Below are 16,572 nucleotides of genomic sequence, written 5' to 3'. Positions count from 1 at the left end.
GAGAGATACGCAAAGAGCGCGAACATTGTGTCCGCGCTCTTTCTGTCTTTATATAATGTATGGCTCTGAGAGAAAAATATCATCGAGCAGCTTTTTGCCGCTGTCCGTCCGGAACAGACGCTCGCGCGCGGAGGCAATGCTTTCGCGCGGCAGACTGTCCTCGTCCGCGTTGACGAGAAAATCCGCCTCGAGCAGAATGCGGAAATCGGTGTTCTCGCCGGCCTGACAGCTGTGATGATGGGCGATCAGCCAGCAGATGCGTTCGATCTCGCTTTCGTCTGCGCCTGCCGCAGAGAGCAGCGGACAGGCGACCGCAGGCCCCTCCTGCTCCTGATACGGACCGGCGGACGAGCCGTGGCGGCGCTCGGCTTCATGGATACCGATGTCGTGCAGCAGCGCCGCGGCCTCGAGCATATTCTGCGTGTGTGTATCCAGCCCCTCACTCAGCCCGAGAAGGCGGCAGTAGCCGTAGACCTTGATGAAATGCTGTACACGGCGCGGGTCTCCGGCATCGTAGTGGGCGGCTGCGGCGGCAAGCGCGGAAATATTTATCATAAAAAGAGCCTCCTTTTTTGAAAAGATTATATCACCATAGCAGGGAAAACAGCAAGCAGCATACCTTTATATATTGGCGCTGCGGACAGGAGCGGCTGCCAGATATTCACTGAAATACCGCCATTTTGCAAGTCGAGAAAAGCCAGACTTCATTTTATGAGGAAAACCACCAATTCCGGACCTGTTTTTCCATGAAAAAAATGTATAATTTTAACCTGCTAAATTATTGCACTTTTCCGAGGAATATTATATACTATAAACATACTACCGCATGTATGTAAGTTATCCAACACTTTTCCTATAATATGAAAAGGCACTGCGGCAGAAATGCAAGGAGGAAAACCAAAATGGCACTTACCAATTCCTATCTGAAGAGCGTTTACGAGACTGTCGAAAAACGCAACCCGAACGAGCCTGAGTTTCAGCAGGCAGTTTATGAAGTCCTCGAGAGCCTGGAGCCGGTCGTAGAAGCTCGCCCCGAGCTGGAGAAGAACGGCATCATGGAGCGCATCGTAGAGCCGGAGCGCATGTTCATGTTCCGTGTTCCGTGGGTTGACGATGAGGGCAAGGTTCGCGTAAACCGCGGCTTCCGCGTTCAGTTCAACTCCGCGATCGGCCCCTACAAGGGCGGCCTGCGTCTGCATCCCTCTGTTAACGCTTCTGTTATCAAGTTCCTCGGCTTCGAGCAGTGCTTCAAGAACAGCCTGACCACCCTCCCGATGGGCGGCGGCAAGGGCGGCTCCGACTTCGACCCGAAGGGCAAGTCCGATGCTGAGATCATGCGTTTCTGCCAGTCCTTCATGACCGAGCTGTGCAAGCACATCGGTCAGTTCACCGACGTTCCGGCTGGTGACATCGGTGTAGGCGGCCGTGAGATCGGCTTTATGTTCGGCCAGTATAAGCGCCTGCGCAACGAGTACACCGGCGTTCTGACCGGCAAGGGCCTGTCCTACGGCGGTTCTCTGGCTCGTACCGAGGCTACCGGCTACGGCCTGTGCTACTACATGAAGGAAATGCTCGCATACAAGGGTACTTCCTTCGAGGGCAAGACCGTTGCAATCTCCGGTTCCGGCAACGTTGCGATCTATGCCTGCCAGAAGGCTACCCAGCTGGGCGCCAAGGTCGTTACCATGTCCGACTCCAACGGCTTCATCTACGATCCGAACGGCATCAACCTCGATGTTGTCAAGGACATCAAGGAAGTAAAGCGCGGCCGCATCAAGGAGTACGCTGAGCGCGTACCGGGCAGCGTTTACACCGAGGGCCAGCGTCCGTGGGGCACCAAGTGCGACATCGCTCTGCCGTGTGCAACCCAGAACGAGCTGAACGAGGAGAACGCGAAGGCTCTGATCGCCAACGGCTGCAAGTTTGTAGCTGAGGGCGCCAACATGCCGTCTACTCCGGAGGCTGTTGCAGCATTCCAGGCAGCCGGCGTATTCTTCGGCCCGGCAAAGGCTGCTAACGCAGGCGGCGTAGCTACCTCTGGTCTGGAAATGAGCCAGAACTCCCTGCGTCTGAGCTGGACCTTCGAGGAGGTTGACCAGCGTCTGCACGACATCATGGTCAACATCTTCCACACCTGCATCACCGCAGCTGAGAAGTACGGCCACAAGGACAACCTGGTTATGGGCGCTAACATCGGCGGCTTCGAGAAGATCGCTGACGCTATGCTCGCACAGGGCGTTTGCTAAGACTTTCGTCTTCGATTTGAAGGGTCAAGGCCCTTCGGATCAAGGGCTATTGCACAGAGACCCTCCGAGAACTTTCCGGTTCTCGGGGGGTCTCTGTGCTTGTAAAAAGTCAGGCGGATGTCCTGACTTTTTGGTCGCGCCTTTGTCGTTCCATTGAATGTCGCTGCGCTCCGTTTTTGCATTACAGCCGATTTTGTGAATATTCTGTGAAGTCGGTTGACATTGAGAATGAGTGATGTATAATATGTTAGCAGACTAACAGTAAGGAGGCTAACAATGTATCGCTGTGACCATAACGAATGCTGCGGCCACTCGAATGACCGCGTCGGGGCGGAAATCGGTATGCTGCACAACCTGCTTCGGCGTCAGATGGCGTGCATGACAGAAAAAAGTGCCAATTCGGCCAATGTGACCGGCATGCAGGCGATGATCGTGCATCATCTGATCCTGCGCGAGAAGGAAGGCGATCTGTTTCAGAAGGATATCGAGAGCGCGTTCCAGATGCGCCGCTCGACCGCCACGGGAATTTTGCAGCTCATGGAGCAGCACGGTATCCTGCGCCGCGAGCCGGTCGCGCATGACGGACGGCTCAAGCGTCTGGTGCTGACCGACCGTGCGCGCGCGATGGACGAACGGATCACCGAGCGCATGGTGCAGATGGAGCAGATACTGCGCCGGGGCATCACAGAGGAGGAGCTGAACAACTGGTTTGCCGTCAGCGAGAAAATCCGCTCCAATCTGGAGCAGTACCAAGGAAATTTGTGCAGGGAGGGACAGAAAAAATGGTAAAACAGCTGCTGAAAAGCGTGCGTGAGTTCAAAAAGGATGCGCTTCTCACGCCGTTTTTCGTTGTGCTCGAGGTCGTCATGGAGGTGCTCATTCCATTTGTCATGGCGGAGCTCATCGACAAGGGCATCGACGCACAGAACATGAGCGCCATCGGGAAATACGGCTTTATCCTCGTGGCGTGTGCGATGCTCGCGCTCGTATTCGGCGCGGCGGCCGGCACCTATGCTGCGCGCGCTTCGACCGGTTTTGCGCGCAATCTCAGACACGATATGTACTATGCGGTGCAGGACTTTTCGTTCTCCAACATCGATAAGTTCTCCACCGGCTCTATCGTTACCCGTCTGACGACGGATGTCACGAACGTGCAGAACGCATTTCAGATGTGCACGCGCATCGCAGTGCGATGCCCGGTCATGCTGATCTTTGCTTTCGTCATGGCCGCAAAGATCAACAGAAACATGGCGCTCATCTTTGTTGCCGTGCTGCCGGTTCTTGCGATCGGTCTGGGCATTCTTATGAAGATGGTCGGCCCGGTATTCGAGCGTGTGTTCAAGATTTATGACCGTCTGAACACGGTCGTACAGGAAAACGTGCACGGTATCCGCGTGGTCAAGGCATATGTCCGCGAGGATCACGAGGCCGAGAAGTTTGAGAACGTCTCCGAGCTGCTGTACCGCACGTTTTCCAAGGCGCAGAAGACCCTCGCGTGCAATATGCCGCTCATGCAGTTCTGTATGTATGCGTGCATGCTGCTCATCTCGTGGTTCGGCGCGCGTCTGATCGTGAGCGGTTCGATGACGACCGGCGAGCTGACCAGCATGTTCTCCTATATCATGCAGATCCTGATGAGTCTGATGATGGTCGCGATGGTTTTCGTCATGATCACGATGGCGAAGGCGAGCGCAGAACGAGTTGCGGAGCTCTTGAGCGAAAAGCCTGATCTGCACAACCCGGCGCAACCGGTCTGTGAGGTCAAGGACGGCTCGATCGACTTTGATGCGGTCGATTTCAGCTACAAGGGCGACGAGCACAAGCTCGCGCTGCGAGATGTAAATCTGCATATCCGTTCCGGCCAGACCATCGGTATCCTTGGCGGCACCGGCTCGGCAAAGTCTACGCTGGTGCAGCTCATTCCGCGCCTGTACGATGTAACGCGCGGCTCGGTCAAGGTCGGCGGTGTGGATGTCCGCGACTACGACATCGAGACACTGCGCGACGAGGTCGCAATGGTCCTCCAGAAGAACGTCCTCTTCTCGGGCACGATCAAGGAAAATCTGCGCTGGGGCAATGAAAACGCCTCGGATGACGAGCTTGTGCGTGTATGCAGACTTGCTCAGGCGGACGAATTCATCCAGCAGATGCCGGATCAATACGACACACACATCGAGCAGGGCGGCAGCAACGTTTCGGGCGGCCAGAAGCAGCGTCTGTGCATCGCGCGCGCACTGCTGAAAAAGCCGAAGATCCTCATCCTCGATGACTCGACGAGCGCGGTCGATACCAAGACCGATGCGCTCATCCGAAGGGCATTCGCAGAGGAGATCCCGAACACCACCAAGATCATCATCGCGCAGCGCGTTTCCTCCGTGCAGGAGGCCGACCAGATCGTTATCCTTGACGGCGGCGCGGTGCAGGCGATCGGCACGCACGACGAGCTGCTCGCAGAAAATCAAATTTATCAGGAAATCTACAACCAGCAGAACAGAAAGGGCGGTGAGGAATAATGGCAGGACCTCAGATGCGCGGTCCCGGCGGCCGCAGGCCAATGGGCGGAAAACGCAGCAAAAATCCGAAAAAAACGCTGAACCGTCTGATGAAATATATCGGCAAGGGCTACAGCATTCAGTTCGGCGTGGTTCTGATCTGCATTGCGCTGTCGGCAGTCGCGAATGTTGCCGGTTCGATGTTCCTCAAGAGCCTGATCGACGATTATGTCGCGCCGCTGCTCCTGCAGGCGTCTCCCGTGTTCACGCAGCTTATCCATGCGCTGATGGGCATGGCGGTCATCTATTTCATTGGCATCGGTACGACCTTCCTTTATAACTGGCTGATGGTCGGTATTTCGCAGGGCGTACTCAAGCGCGTGCGCGACGATATGTTCGAGCACATGCAGACGCTGCCGATCCGTTATTTTGATACGCATACGCATGGCGACCTCATGAGCCACTTCACGAACGATACCGATACGCTCCAGCAGATGCTCAGTCAGTCGGTGCCGCAGATGTTCTCGTCCGCCATGACCATTATTTCCGTATTTATCGGCATGCTCGTCACGAACGTCTGGCTGACTCTGTTCGTGCTGCTCGGCATCGCGGTCATGCTCGTCGTGGTCAGGAGCATCGGCGGCAGGTCCGCGCGCTTCTTCCTTGCACAGCAGACCTCTCTCGGCAAGGTCAACGGCTATATCGAGGAGATGATAAACGGTCAGAAGGTCATCAAGGTGTTCTGCCACGAGGACAAGTGCAGGGAGCAGTTCGACACGCTGAATGATGAGCTGCGTCAGGCGGCCTGCAATGCAAACACCTTTGCGAACATCCTGATGCCGATCATGGGCAACATCGGTAATCTGCTGTATGTTCTGGTCGCGGTAGTCGGCGGCGCACTCGCACTGTCCGGTGTTGTCGGCGACAGCATCACCATCGGCGTGATCGCATCCTTCCTCCAGCTGACCAAATCGTTTACCATGCCGGTGACACAGATTTCGCAGCAGTTCAATTCGATCATCATGGCGCTCGCAGGCGCGGAGCGTATCTTTGAGCTGATGGACGAGGAACCGGAGGTCGACAACGGCTATGTAACGCTCGTCAATGCACGCTACGACCACGAAGGCAGCCTCGTCGAGACGACGGATAAAACCGGTATCTGGGCGTGGAAGCATCCGCATGAGGATGGTACGACGACCTACACGCAGCTGCGCGGCGATGTGCGCTTTTACGATGTGGACTTCGGCTATAATCCGGATAAGATCGTTCTGCACGATGTGACGCTGTACGCCGAGCCGGGGCAGAAGGTAGCCTTTGTCGGCGCGACCGGCGCGGGCAAGACCACAATCACCAACCTCATCAACCGCTTCTATGACATAGCAGACGGTAAAATCCGCTATGACGGCATCAATATCAACAAGATCAAAAAGTCCGATCTCCGTCGTTCGCTGGGCATCGTGCTTCAGGACACCAATCTGTTTACCGGCACGATCCGGGATAATATCCGCTACGGCAATCTTGATGCGACGGATGAGGAGATCGTCGCAGCGGCGCAGCTTGCCGGTGCGGACGATTTCATCCGCCGCCTGCCGGACGGCTATGATACACTCATCGGCGGTGACGGCGGCAGCCTGTCCCAGGGTCAGCGTCAGCTGCTCTCGATCGCCCGTGCTGCGGTCGCAGATCCTCCGGTCATGATCCTCGATGAGGCGACCAGCTCGATCGACACCCGTACCGAGGCGATTGTTCAGGCCGGCATGGATGGTCTGATGCACGGCAGAACGGTGTTCGTTATCGCGCATCGCCTGTCCACCGTGCAGAACGCAGATGTTATCATGGTGCTCGAGCTCGGCCATATCATCGAGCGCGGCAATCACGAGCAGCTTATCGAAGAGCACGGCAAATACTATCAGCTTTATACCGGTGCGTTTGAACTGGAATAACGTAAAACACCCTCCGAACATCTTTTTAGATGACGGAGGGTGTCTTTTTACAGCGGCACACAGAGCAGCCGCACGAGTGCGCAGAGCGCAAGTCCGAAGCAGGTCGGGAGCGCGATGGCGGCAAGCGTATATCGCACCGAGCGGGTCTCCCTGAAAACTGTAAGGCAGGTCGTCGAGCACGGCCAGTGGCAGATGGTGAACAGGAGTGTGCAAAGTGCGGTGCAGGCGGTCCAGCCGTTTGCAAGCAGAAGGGCGCGAAAAGAGAGCAGGTCGGAGACATCGGCAAGTGTGCCCCCGGAGAGATAACCGAGGACGATGAGCGGCATGACGAGCTCGTTTGCCGGGAAGCCGAGCAGAAAGGCCGCCAGAATGACTCCGTCCAGACCGAAGAAGCGCCCAAACGGATCGAGAAAGGCGGTCATGCTGCCGTACAGGGAGCTGCCGCTGACCGTGATGTTTGCGAGCAGCCAGATGAGCGCACCGGCAGGCGCCGCAACAATCATCGCGCGGCCGAGCACGAACACCGTGCGGTCGAGCACGCTGCGCACGATCACCCTGCCCGGCTGCGGCGCGCGGTAGGGCGGAAGCTCCAGCACGAACGAGGAGGGCAGACCGCGCAGAAAGAAGGCTGAGAGCAGCCGGGAGGCTGCAAGCGTAAGCAGGACGCTCCCGGCGATCACGCCGGTCAGCAGCAGTGCGCCGCCGGCTGATCCGGCATCGAAGAATACTGCGCACAGGAAAATCAGCAGGGGAAAGCGCCCGTTGCACGGTGCAAAGCTGTTGGTGAGGATGGCGATCAGACGCTCACGGGGTGAGTCGATGATGCGGCAGCCGGTTACGCCGCAGGCGTTGCAGCCGAACCCCATGCACATGCTTACGTGTGTTTTGTGCGCCAAAATAGAGATAGAGACCGGTCTCGCAATTTGATTTTGTCGAGAAAACTCGAACAGCACGGGATAAGTATCGAAAAACATGTTTTTGGGAACAAATTAAACGAGAGATACCGGGAGCGTAAAACAAAACACCGCATAATACAGCCTGAATGCTGTTGCTGCGGTGTTTTCAGTCTGCGGCAGAAGATCAGAACTCTACATGTGTTTCAGACGGGCTGCTCCAGTATTTCTGCCATTTGCTCCTGACGCCGGCGCCGGCCTGACGGGAAATGGAAATCTGCCGTCCGTCGAGCAGATACAGGCAGTTTTTTTCAAGACAGCGCACATATCGCAGATTGACGACCGAGGAAACGCTGCACTGCACGAACTGTTCGTGCGCGAGCAGGGTGGCGACCTCGGTTTTGAAGGAACTGCGGATCGTCGGTGTCTGGAGCACGCTGCCGTCTGCAAGCGTGTAGAGAATGGTACGGCTGTTCAGCTCGGCCGAGATGAGTTCATCAAACGATACCATGCGGACAGACGAGCCGACATGAATGGCGAACATACGCGCCTGCGGCCTGCGCGGAGAAAGATGAGTATTATCCAGAATTTCGAACAGCTTTTTGCGGTCGATCGGCTTCAGAAGATAGGAATAGGCATGCACATCGTAGGCGGACAGCGCAAAATCCGGACTTGCCGAGAGATATACGATGCGTCCCTGGTCGCCGCGTGCGCGCAGCTCGAGGCCGGTCTGAATGCCGTCGGGCTCCGGCATCACGACGTCTAGGATGAACAGATCGAAGCAAAAATCCTTGTGTTTGTCCAGAAAAGAGAGCAGAGCAGTACCGCTGCTGAAGCAATGCAGGCGGCAGAGACGGTCGGGGTGCTGCCGTTCGTATTCCTGAATAGCGAGCTGTGCGAGTTGAAGGGATAGGCTGTTATCATCACACAGGGCAATTTGCAGACTGGTCATACTTATCATACTTCCTTACTTGTGCTGTTTCCGGCTCAGAGAGTCTCTATTTATAGTATAGCATATTTTTGACAGAGTAGTGTCATTTTTTTCTGCTCCTGTGTCCAGTTTACAGAAAACATGGGGATTTCGACAGCTGAGGGGGTACACTCGCGGCGTGTTTCATGTCATATTTGCCGGGATTTCCGCTATGATGTGGTGAGGGAGGGATGACTGTGACGCAGAGGGAACGAAAGCTGCTGCTTGAAGCGCTCGAGTGCATTATCCTTGAGCGGTACAGGGAGGAAATATGACGGCGGAGGCAGGCTGCCGCGCGGCGCTGTATCTTCGTCTCAGCCGCGATGATACCGGCCGTGCCGGAGAGAGCGAGAGCATCGCCAATCAGCGCAGGCTGCTGCACGACTACGCCCTGAGGCAGGGCTGGCCGGTCGTGGCGGAATATGCAGATGACGGTGTTTCCGGGACGACCTTCGACAGGCCGCAGTTCCAGAAAATGCTGTGCGAAATCCCGCAGCGCGGCATCAATCTCATTCTCATCAAGGATCTGTCCCGTCTGGGGCGGGATTATCTGGAAACCGGACGCTATCTGGAACGCTATTTCCCGGAGCACGGTGTGCGCGTCGTTGCGGTGGGAGACGCGGTCGACACGGCGCACGAGGATATTTTCCTTCCGATGCGCAACTACATCAATGAGCTGTATGCCCGGGACACGAGCGGGAAAATCCGAGCAGCCTTACAGACGAAAATGAAGGACGGCCGCTTCATCGGTCATTATGCACCTTACGGCTACCGCCGCGACCCGCAGGAGCGCGGCAGGCTTGTGCCGGACCAAGCGGCAGCAGCAGTGGTGCGTCAGCTGTTTGCAGGGGCGGCCGGAGGCGCTGCTCCGTCGGTGCTTGCGGCGCGGCTGAATGCTCAGGGAGAAGCGCCGCCCTCGGTCTATCGCGGCAGTGCGCCGCGCGGCGAATGGACGGCCGGGACGGTGCGGCGTATCCTGCAAAACGAGGTGTACCTCGGCACGCTCATTCAGGGAAAAACACGAAAACCGTCCTTCAAATCGGGAAAAGTCCGTCGGACAGCACCGGAGGAGCAGTTTGTCGTACCGCATTGCCACGAGGCGCTCGTTTCGCAGGCGGTTTTTGAGCAGGTGCAGCAGCAGAGCCGCTCACGGCGCATTTCGCGCTCCGCTGGCTTCGTCAATGTGTTTACAGGCATCGCGTTCTGCGCGGACTGCGGACGGGCAATGAGCACGGTCGGCACGAGGCGGAAGGGAAGCCGCGCCGATCTTGCCTGCGGCGGCTACAAGCAGCACGGACGCCGCACCTGCACTCGGCACGGAACAAATTATGAAGCGCTCGAAGCGGCGGTTCTGGATGTGCTGCACAGGCATCTTGCGTTGACGGAACGCGAGAAATCCGAGCTCCGCAAGCGACTGATGCACAGCCTTTGCTCTCCGGAACGGGAGGACGCGCACGGCCTGCGGCGCAGTCTTTCACGCACGGAGGATACAATTGCGGCGCTCTACCTGGACCGTGCGACAGGCAGACTTGCGGAGGACAGCTTTTATGCCGCGCTGCATCGTCTGGAAGAACAGGCGGCTGCGCTGCGCCGGCGTCTGGATATGAGAGAAACGGAGCTGCCCGATGCAGCGCGTCTGGAGAGCGTGATCGATGAATGCTGCTGTCCGGAGCGGCTTACACGAGAGCTTGTCCGCGCTTTTGTGCGGCGCATAGAGGTCGAGGAGGGAACGGGGCGGGGAGCCGCCCGACGGCAGAATATTCGCATTTCCCTGCATTTCGAACAGAATGAGATTGCGAAAACGATTGCATATGAATAATTTCGGGTGAATACAGCTTGACAAATCAAAATGCAGAGGATTATTATTTACATAGAACTCTCCCGGAACCGACAGGGGAGAGCGCCTTTAGAAAGAGAGAAGGAGGCGTATCTCTGTTGCAGACAGATGCACAAAGACGCAAATATATTCAGATGACCGAGTCTCCGGTCGAGCCGCTGATCTGTAAAATGGCCGTCCCGACCATCATCAGCATGCTGATCACATCTATTTACAACATGGCCGACACTTTTTTTGTCGGGCGGCTCGGTACGAGCGCGACCGGCGCGGTCGGTGTCGTGTTTCCGCTCATGGCGCTTATCCAGGCGGTCGGCTTTTTCTTCGGACAGGGCTCGGGCAACTATATTTCCCGTCAGCTCGGCGCGCAGCACCGCGAGGAGGCCGAACGCATGGCGTCGACCGGCTTTTTCTCCGCACTCGGTGCCGGCTGCATCATTATGGCTCTGGGACTGCTGCTGCGGCATCCGCTCGCACATCTCCTCGGCGCAACGGACACTATTCTGCCCTATGCGCTCGACTATATGTGCATTATTCTGATCGGCGCACCGTATATGACCGCGTCGCTCGTGCTCAACAATCAGCTTCGCCTGCAGGGCAATGCGGTATATGCGATGATCGGGCTGGTCTCCGGCGGCGTGCTGAACATGGCTCTCGATCCGCTGTTCATCTTCGGACTTCATATGGGGATCCGCGGTGCGGCACTCGCGACCATTCTCAGCCAGCTCGTCGGCTTCTGCCTGCTCCTGTGCGGAGTTCGCCTGTCGGGCGGCATCCGTATCCGGCTGCGTCTGTTCTCGCCGTCAGCGGCGCGCTATGCTGATCTGTCGCGCGGCGGAATTCCGAGCCTGTGCCGGCAGGGCCTTGCATCGGTTGCCGTGACCTGCCTGAACACAGCGGCGCGGCCCTATGGCGATGCGGCGATCGCGGCGATGAGCATCGTCTCGCGCGTCAGCCAGTTCGCAGGCTCCGCGATGATCGGCTTCGGACAGGGTTTTCAGCCGGTCTGCGGGTTCAATTTCGGCGCGCATAAGTACGACCGCGTGACGCGGGGCTTTCACTTCTGCGTCAGATCCTCCTCGCTGATCCTGCTGGCGCTCGCAGTGCTCGGCTTTGCTTTTGCACCGCAGATCATTGCGGTATTCCGGGGCGACGATGCCGAGGTTATCCGCATCGGTGCGCTGACGTTGCGGTTGCAGTGCATCTCGTTCCCGATCACCGGATTTGTCGTTATGAGCAATATGCTGCTTCAGAACATTGCCATGACGATGCGGGCAAGCATCGTTGCGGCGGCGCGGCAGGGATTGTTCTTCGTCCCGTTCGCGCTCATTCTGCCGCATTTCTTCGGTCTGACGGGCGTGCAGCTGTGTCAGGCGGCGAGCGACCTGTGCGCGTTCATCCTGTCGATATGCGTAACGGTTCCGGTCGTGCAGCGGCTCTCAGAAGGAAAAAATCCGCACGATGCCATATAAACAGCAAAAGAGCATGGAATTTTTTCCATGCTCTTTTGCTATGTATTTTTATACGAACAGCGTACCGAAGCCGTGAACGACAAAGGCGGCGAGCCATGCGATCACGCACTGTGCGATGACAACGAAAACCGCCCATTTGCCGCCAAGCTCGCGTTTGATCGAGGCGATCGCTGCGACGCAGGGTGTATACAGCAGGCAGAAAACCAGCAGGCTGGCTGCTGCGAGCGGCGTGAGGCAGGCGAGAATGTCAGAAGTCGAGCCGAACAGTACGGTCAGCGTGGAAACGACGCTCTCCTTGGCCATAAAGCCGGAGATGAGCGCGGTCGAAATGCGCCAGTCTCCGAAGCCCATCGGGCGGAAAACCGGTGCGATCACGCCTGCGATCATCGCGAGAATGCTCTGCGAGGAATCGGATACGATGGCAAAGCGCAGATCAAAGGTCTGAAGGAACCAGATGATGAGCGTTGCCAGAAAAATGACGGTAAACGCGCGCTGCAGGAAATCCTTCGCCTTGTCCCAGAGCAGCTGGCAGACGTTCTTCGCGCCCGGCAGACGGTAATTCGGCAGCTCCATGACAAAAGGAACCGCCTCGCCGCGGAACATCGTGCCGCGCAGGAGCAGCGCCATCAGCAGTCCCATGAGGATGCCGCCGAAGTAGAGCGCGGTCATGACGAGCGCACTGTATTTCGGGAAAAATGCGGCGGAGAAAAAGGCATAGATCGGCAGCTTGGCCGAGCAGCTCATGAACGGCGTGAGCAGGATGGTCATCTTGCGGTCACGTTCCGAGGTCAGTGTGCGGCTCGCCATGACGCCCGGAACCGTACAGCCGAAGCCGATGAGCATCGGTACGATGCTGCGTCCGGAAAGACCGATCTTGCGCAGCAGCTTGTCCATGACGAAAGCCACACGCGCCATGTAGCCGCTGTCCTCGAGCAGCGAGAGAAAGAAGAACAGCGTCACGATGATCGGCAGGAACTGGAGCACACTGCCTACGCCGCCCCATATACCGTCCATGACGAGCGAACGCAGCACATAGGGAGCGTTCCACGCGGTGAGCGCACTGTCCACAACGCCGCCGAGGGCGTTGATGCCCATGCTGAGCAGCGCGGACAGCAGCTTGCCGATCACACCGAAGGTGAGGAAGAACACGAGACCCATGATGCCGACGAAGCAGGGAATGGCGGTGTGCCTGCCGGTGAGCACCTTGTCAATGCGGACGCTGCGCAGGTGTTCGCGGCTCTCGTGCGGGCGGACAACGGTCTCATCGCATACCTTATCGATGAAGTCGAAGCGCATATGCGCGATAGCAGCGGCGCGGTCGAGGCCGCGCTCGGTCTCCATCTGCCTGACGATATGCTCGAGCGTTTCCTTCTCGTTCTCGTCAAGGTCGAGCTTTTCCAAAATCAGCGGATCACCCTCAGCGAGCTTTGCCGCCGCAAAACGGACAGGGAGACTTGCGCGCACAGCGTGATCCTCGATCAGGTGCATGATGGCGTGCAGGCAGCGGTGCACCGCGCCGCCGTCGTCGTTTGCATCGCAGTAGTCCATTTCGACCGGCTTTTCCTGATATTTCGCGACATGGAGCGCGTGTTCGATCAGCTCGTCGATGCCCTCATTCTTCGCCGCTGAGATCGGGATGACCGGAATGCCGAGCATTTCCTCCATGCGGTTGACCATAATGGAGCCGCCGTTTTCGCGTACCTCATCCATCATATTGAGTGCGAGCACCATCGGGATGTCTAGCTCCATCAGCTGCATGGTAAGGTACAGGTTGCGCTCGATATTGGTCGCGTCAACAATATTGATGATGCCGCGCGGATGCTCATCGAGCAGAAAGCTGCGCGTTACAAGCTCTTCGCTGGAATACGGCGACATGGAATAGATGCCGGGCAGGTCGGTGACGAGCGTACCGGATTTGCCGCGGATGCCGCCGTCCTTGCGGTCGACGGTGACGCCGGGGAAATTGCCGACGTGCTGGTTGGAGCCGGTCAGCTGATTGAACAGCGTAGTCTTGCCGCAGTTCTGATTGCCGGCGAGGGCAAAGGTCAGTGCAGTGCCTTCGGGCAGGGGATTTTCGGTCTGTTTTTCGTGGAAGCGGCCGCCCTCGCCCAGACCGGGATGCGGCACGGGCGCGCGCCGTTCAGGCGGCGTCAGCGGAACCGCGTCGCGGACGTTTTCGATCTCGATCTTTTCTGCGTCCGCCAGGCGCAGCGTGAGCTCGTAGCTGTGGATGCGCAGCTCCATCGGGTCGCCCATCGGAGCGAACTTGACCATCGTCACATCGCCGTGGGGAATAAGACCCATATCAAGAAAATGCTGCCGCAGTGCGCCTTCGCCGCCAACCGAGCGGATGGTTGCAGTCTTGCCGATGGGCAGGTCTTTGAGTGTCATACAGGTTACCTCTTTTTGTCATATCCGGGAATGCAGCGGCGCACATGCACCGCTGTCGAAAACAGTATAGCATTATCCCAAACGGACAGCAAGGAACAAAACGGAAAAAGACAGAAAAAATGTAAAAGGACATAAAAACCGCTCCATCCCGATGCAGGGAGGAGCGGTAAGGCTCAGTTGTTTTCCGCAGGGGCAGAGAAACGCGCGAGCAAACGGCTGAACAGCAGACAGAAAACGAGTGCGAACAGCACGCCGAATACGTTCTGAAGCAGACGCAGACCAAGCGCAGCCTTGAGTCCGTAGGCTTCTGCTGCGATGGCGAGCGCACCGAAGGTGTTGAACACAGCCTGCCAGCCGTATTTTGCGGACAGACCGACACCGATACCGCCGATCACGCCGATAAAGGCGTAAATGGAGGGCGGCAGCAGAAAATACAGGATGACGAAGCACAGCACGCCGGCAATATTGCCGAGCACACGGCGGCGCACCCGGTAGTGCATATCCTCGGCGGCCGGAAGGATGACCGACATGGCGGCGATGCCCGCCCACATGGCGCGGGGCAGACCGGCCAGCTCGGCGAGCAGTACGACGAGCGGCACGCAGAAAATCTGGCAGAGCTGCCAGCGCGAGCGCGGATGATGCAGGGAGAACGCGACGGGAATATCGCGGATGCGCAGCGGAATGCTGCGGCTGCGGTGCTTGCAGAGGAATACGGTGCAGACGAGCAGCGCACCGAAGGCGATGCCCGCCAGACGGAGCGTGAAATCGCGGCCGCTCACATCGTAGCCATAGAGCAGCAGATAGCCGAGTACGAGCGTGGACTGGTTGAACATGCGCGGCTCATGGCAGCCGAACAGGATCAGGAAGGCGATAGACGCGAGATTGATGAAAAAGCCGGGAAGCGGACCTGCGAGATGTGCGAGATGAGGCGCTGCCGCGGAGAGTACGAGGAATGATGCAAGCAGGGCGGTGGACTGCCCGATATGCAGGCAGAGATCGGCCGCGCGGAACACGAGCAGATACAGAAGCACGACAACGCCCACGATGCTGTTCGCACTGCCGAAGGCCATGCTGTAAAGCGTGACAAAGCAGAAGCAGAAGCTGACGGTAAGCGCGATCTTGAAAAGGTAGATGAGCGTGTGCAGCAGCCGGTCGTGCGGCGTTTCGCAGGCACGGATAAGGTTCTTTGAACCCGCCTGACCAAGCTGTAATTCCTGATAAAACGTCATGAAACGAAGTCCTTTCTAAAAAAGCTGTAATGAACAGTATACGACGAATGACGGCAGATTGCAATAAAAAAATGCGCAGGACGCGAAAAAAGTTCGGAGCCTTCGGACACAGCCTGTGAAAATGCAGATGATACACCTTACAAACACGCGGAAAACATGATATGATAAGGGAAAACGGTAAAAGGAGACGAGCATGGAATATCTTGCTTTGAATAACGGGGTGCGCATGCCGCTTGTCGGCTTCGGCACATGGACGCTGCGCGGTGAAACGGGAAAGCGCTGCATTCTGGACGCACTTGAAACAGGGTATCGTCTGCTCGATACCGCGCAGATGTATGAAAATGAGAATATTGTCGGCGCAGCGGTGCGCGAAAGCGGCCTGGCACGGCATGAGATCTTTCTGACGACCAAGCTGTTCGAGCCTTCGGCGAGCTATGAAAATGCGAAGCACGATATCGAAAAGTCGCTGTCAGCGCTCGGGACCGATTATATCGACCTACTGCTCATTCACGAGCCGTATGATACGTCGCTTGAAATGTACCGTGCGCTCTGTGAGGCGTATCGCGCGGGAACGGTGCGCGCAGTCGGCATTTCCAACTTCAACGCGCGGGAGTACCGCGCATTCTGCCGCTCGTGCGGTATCATTCCGGCGGTCAATCAGGTCGAAGCGCACGTTTACTATCCGCGTGAACCGCTGCGGCGCGCGCTCGTCGAGAACGGCACTGTCATGCAGGCATGGTCGCCGTTCACCGAAGGGAAACGCCGTATTTTTGAGGAGCCGGTGCTGAGGGAAATCGGGGCGCAGCACGGTAAAACAGCCGCGCAGACTGCACTGCGGTTTCTCGTGCAGCGCGGCATCGGCGTCATTCCGAAAACCATGCATCGCGAGCGTATGCAGGAAAATCTCAGCGTGTTTGATTTTGAGCTGTCAGATGAGGAGATAGAGCGGATCGGCACGCTTGCCGATGGACAATCCCTGTTCGGCTGGGACGAGGATTGAAAATTATCCTGCGAGAAAAAGCAGCCGCCCATGGGTCGCCTTGGCAGCACAACCGACACACTGATGGCCTCGCAGTTCAGCGCCGTGCCTGCTTTGCCGCAC

At 57.5% G+C, this 16,572-nt stretch carries 12 protein-coding genes; 7 read left to right on the top strand and 5 right to left on the bottom strand.

The genetic code is table 11. The annotated features are described in order from the left end of the window. Nucleotides 1–48: 48 nt before the first annotated feature. Complete coding sequence (locus tag H8S02_RS08830) at nt 49–555, bottom strand: HD domain-containing protein (protein WP_186970218.1); 507 nt, start codon at nt 553–555, stop codon at nt 49–51. 347 nt (nt 556–902) lie between these two features. Between H8S02_RS08830 and gdhA the strand changes: the two genes are divergently transcribed. The 4 genes from gdhA to H8S02_RS08810 all read left to right on the top strand — a co-directional run bounded on the left by gdhA (nt 903) and on the right by H8S02_RS08810 (nt 6,681). Further along, on the top strand, nt 903–2,246 hold the full coding sequence (gene gdhA / locus H8S02_RS08825; protein ID WP_186970217.1) for an NADP-specific glutamate dehydrogenase: 1,344 nt from the start codon (nt 903–905) through the stop codon (nt 2,244–2,246). 276 nt (nt 2,247–2,522) lie between these two features. Further along, nucleotides 2,523–3,035 (top strand): MarR family winged helix-turn-helix transcriptional regulator, encoded by a 513-nt coding sequence (locus tag H8S02_RS08820; protein WP_186970216.1) that lies wholly within the window; start codon nt 2,523–2,525, stop codon nt 3,033–3,035. Beyond that, nucleotides 3,029–4,759, top strand: coding sequence for an ABC transporter ATP-binding protein (locus tag H8S02_RS08815; RefSeq protein WP_186970215.1), 1,731 nt, complete (start codon nt 3,029–3,031; stop codon nt 4,757–4,759). The genes H8S02_RS08820 and H8S02_RS08815 overlap by 7 nt, the downstream gene beginning before the upstream one ends. Then, on the top strand, nt 4,759–6,681 hold the full coding sequence (locus H8S02_RS08810; protein ID WP_407926399.1) for an ABC transporter ATP-binding protein: 1,923 nt from the start codon (nt 4,759–4,761) through the stop codon (nt 6,679–6,681). Before H8S02_RS08815 ends, H8S02_RS08810 begins: the two co-directional genes overlap by 1 nt. Nucleotides 6,682–6,728: 47 nt before the next feature. On the opposite strand, the gene H8S02_RS08805 is transcribed toward H8S02_RS08810, so the two are convergent. Then, nucleotides 6,729–7,577, bottom strand: coding sequence for a nucleoside recognition domain-containing protein (locus H8S02_RS08805; protein WP_243166469.1), 849 nt, complete (start codon nt 7,575–7,577; stop codon nt 6,729–6,731). A gap of 184 nt (nt 7,578–7,761) precedes the next feature. Then, the gene (locus H8S02_RS08800; RefSeq protein WP_186970214.1) at nt 7,762–8,535 is read right to left on the bottom strand and encodes a LytR/AlgR family response regulator transcription factor; all 774 of its coding nucleotides are present in this window, start codon (nt 8,533–8,535) and stop codon (nt 7,762–7,764) included. Between the two features lie 280 nt (nt 8,536–8,815). Here H8S02_RS08800 and H8S02_RS08795 point away from each other — a divergent pair, with 280 nt between their 5' ends. Continuing rightward, nucleotides 8,816–10,363: a recombinase family protein gene (locus H8S02_RS08795; protein ID WP_186970213.1), complete on the top strand. Its 1,548-nt coding sequence runs from the start codon at nt 8,816–8,818 to the stop codon at nt 10,361–10,363. Between the two features lie 116 nt (nt 10,364–10,479). Continuing rightward, nucleotides 10,480–11,850, top strand: a complete 1,371-nt coding sequence (locus H8S02_RS08790) for an MATE family efflux transporter (protein WP_407926398.1) — start codon at nt 10,480–10,482, stop codon at nt 11,848–11,850. Nucleotides 11,851–11,898: 48 nt separating this feature from the next. On the opposite strand, the gene feoB is transcribed toward H8S02_RS08790, so the two are convergent. Both feoB and H8S02_RS08780 read right to left on the bottom strand, forming a co-directional pair. Next, the gene (gene feoB, locus H8S02_RS08785; RefSeq protein ID WP_186970212.1) at nt 11,899–14,241 is read right to left on the bottom strand and encodes a ferrous iron transport protein B; all 2,343 of its coding nucleotides are present in this window, start codon (nt 14,239–14,241) and stop codon (nt 11,899–11,901) included. A gap of 173 nt (nt 14,242–14,414) precedes the next feature. Further along, complete coding sequence (locus tag H8S02_RS08780) at nt 14,415–15,470, bottom strand: FUSC family protein (protein ID WP_186970211.1); 1,056 nt, start codon at nt 15,468–15,470, stop codon at nt 14,415–14,417. A 193-nt stretch (nt 15,471–15,663) separates the two neighbouring features. Here H8S02_RS08780 and H8S02_RS08775 point away from each other — a divergent pair, with 193 nt between their 5' ends. Further along, nucleotides 15,664–16,470: an aldo/keto reductase gene (locus H8S02_RS08775; protein ID WP_186970210.1), complete on the top strand. Its 807-nt coding sequence runs from the start codon at nt 15,664–15,666 to the stop codon at nt 16,468–16,470. The last annotated feature ends 102 nt before the right edge of the window (nt 16,471–16,572 follow it).

Origin of the sequence: Agathobaculum hominis (assembly GCF_014288055.1) — a bacterium.
GTDB lineage: Bacteria > Bacillota > Clostridia > Oscillospirales > Butyricicoccaceae > Agathobaculum > Agathobaculum hominis.
Note: the sequence above shows the minus strand (reverse complement) of the source record. Positions and strands in the feature narration are given on the sequence as shown.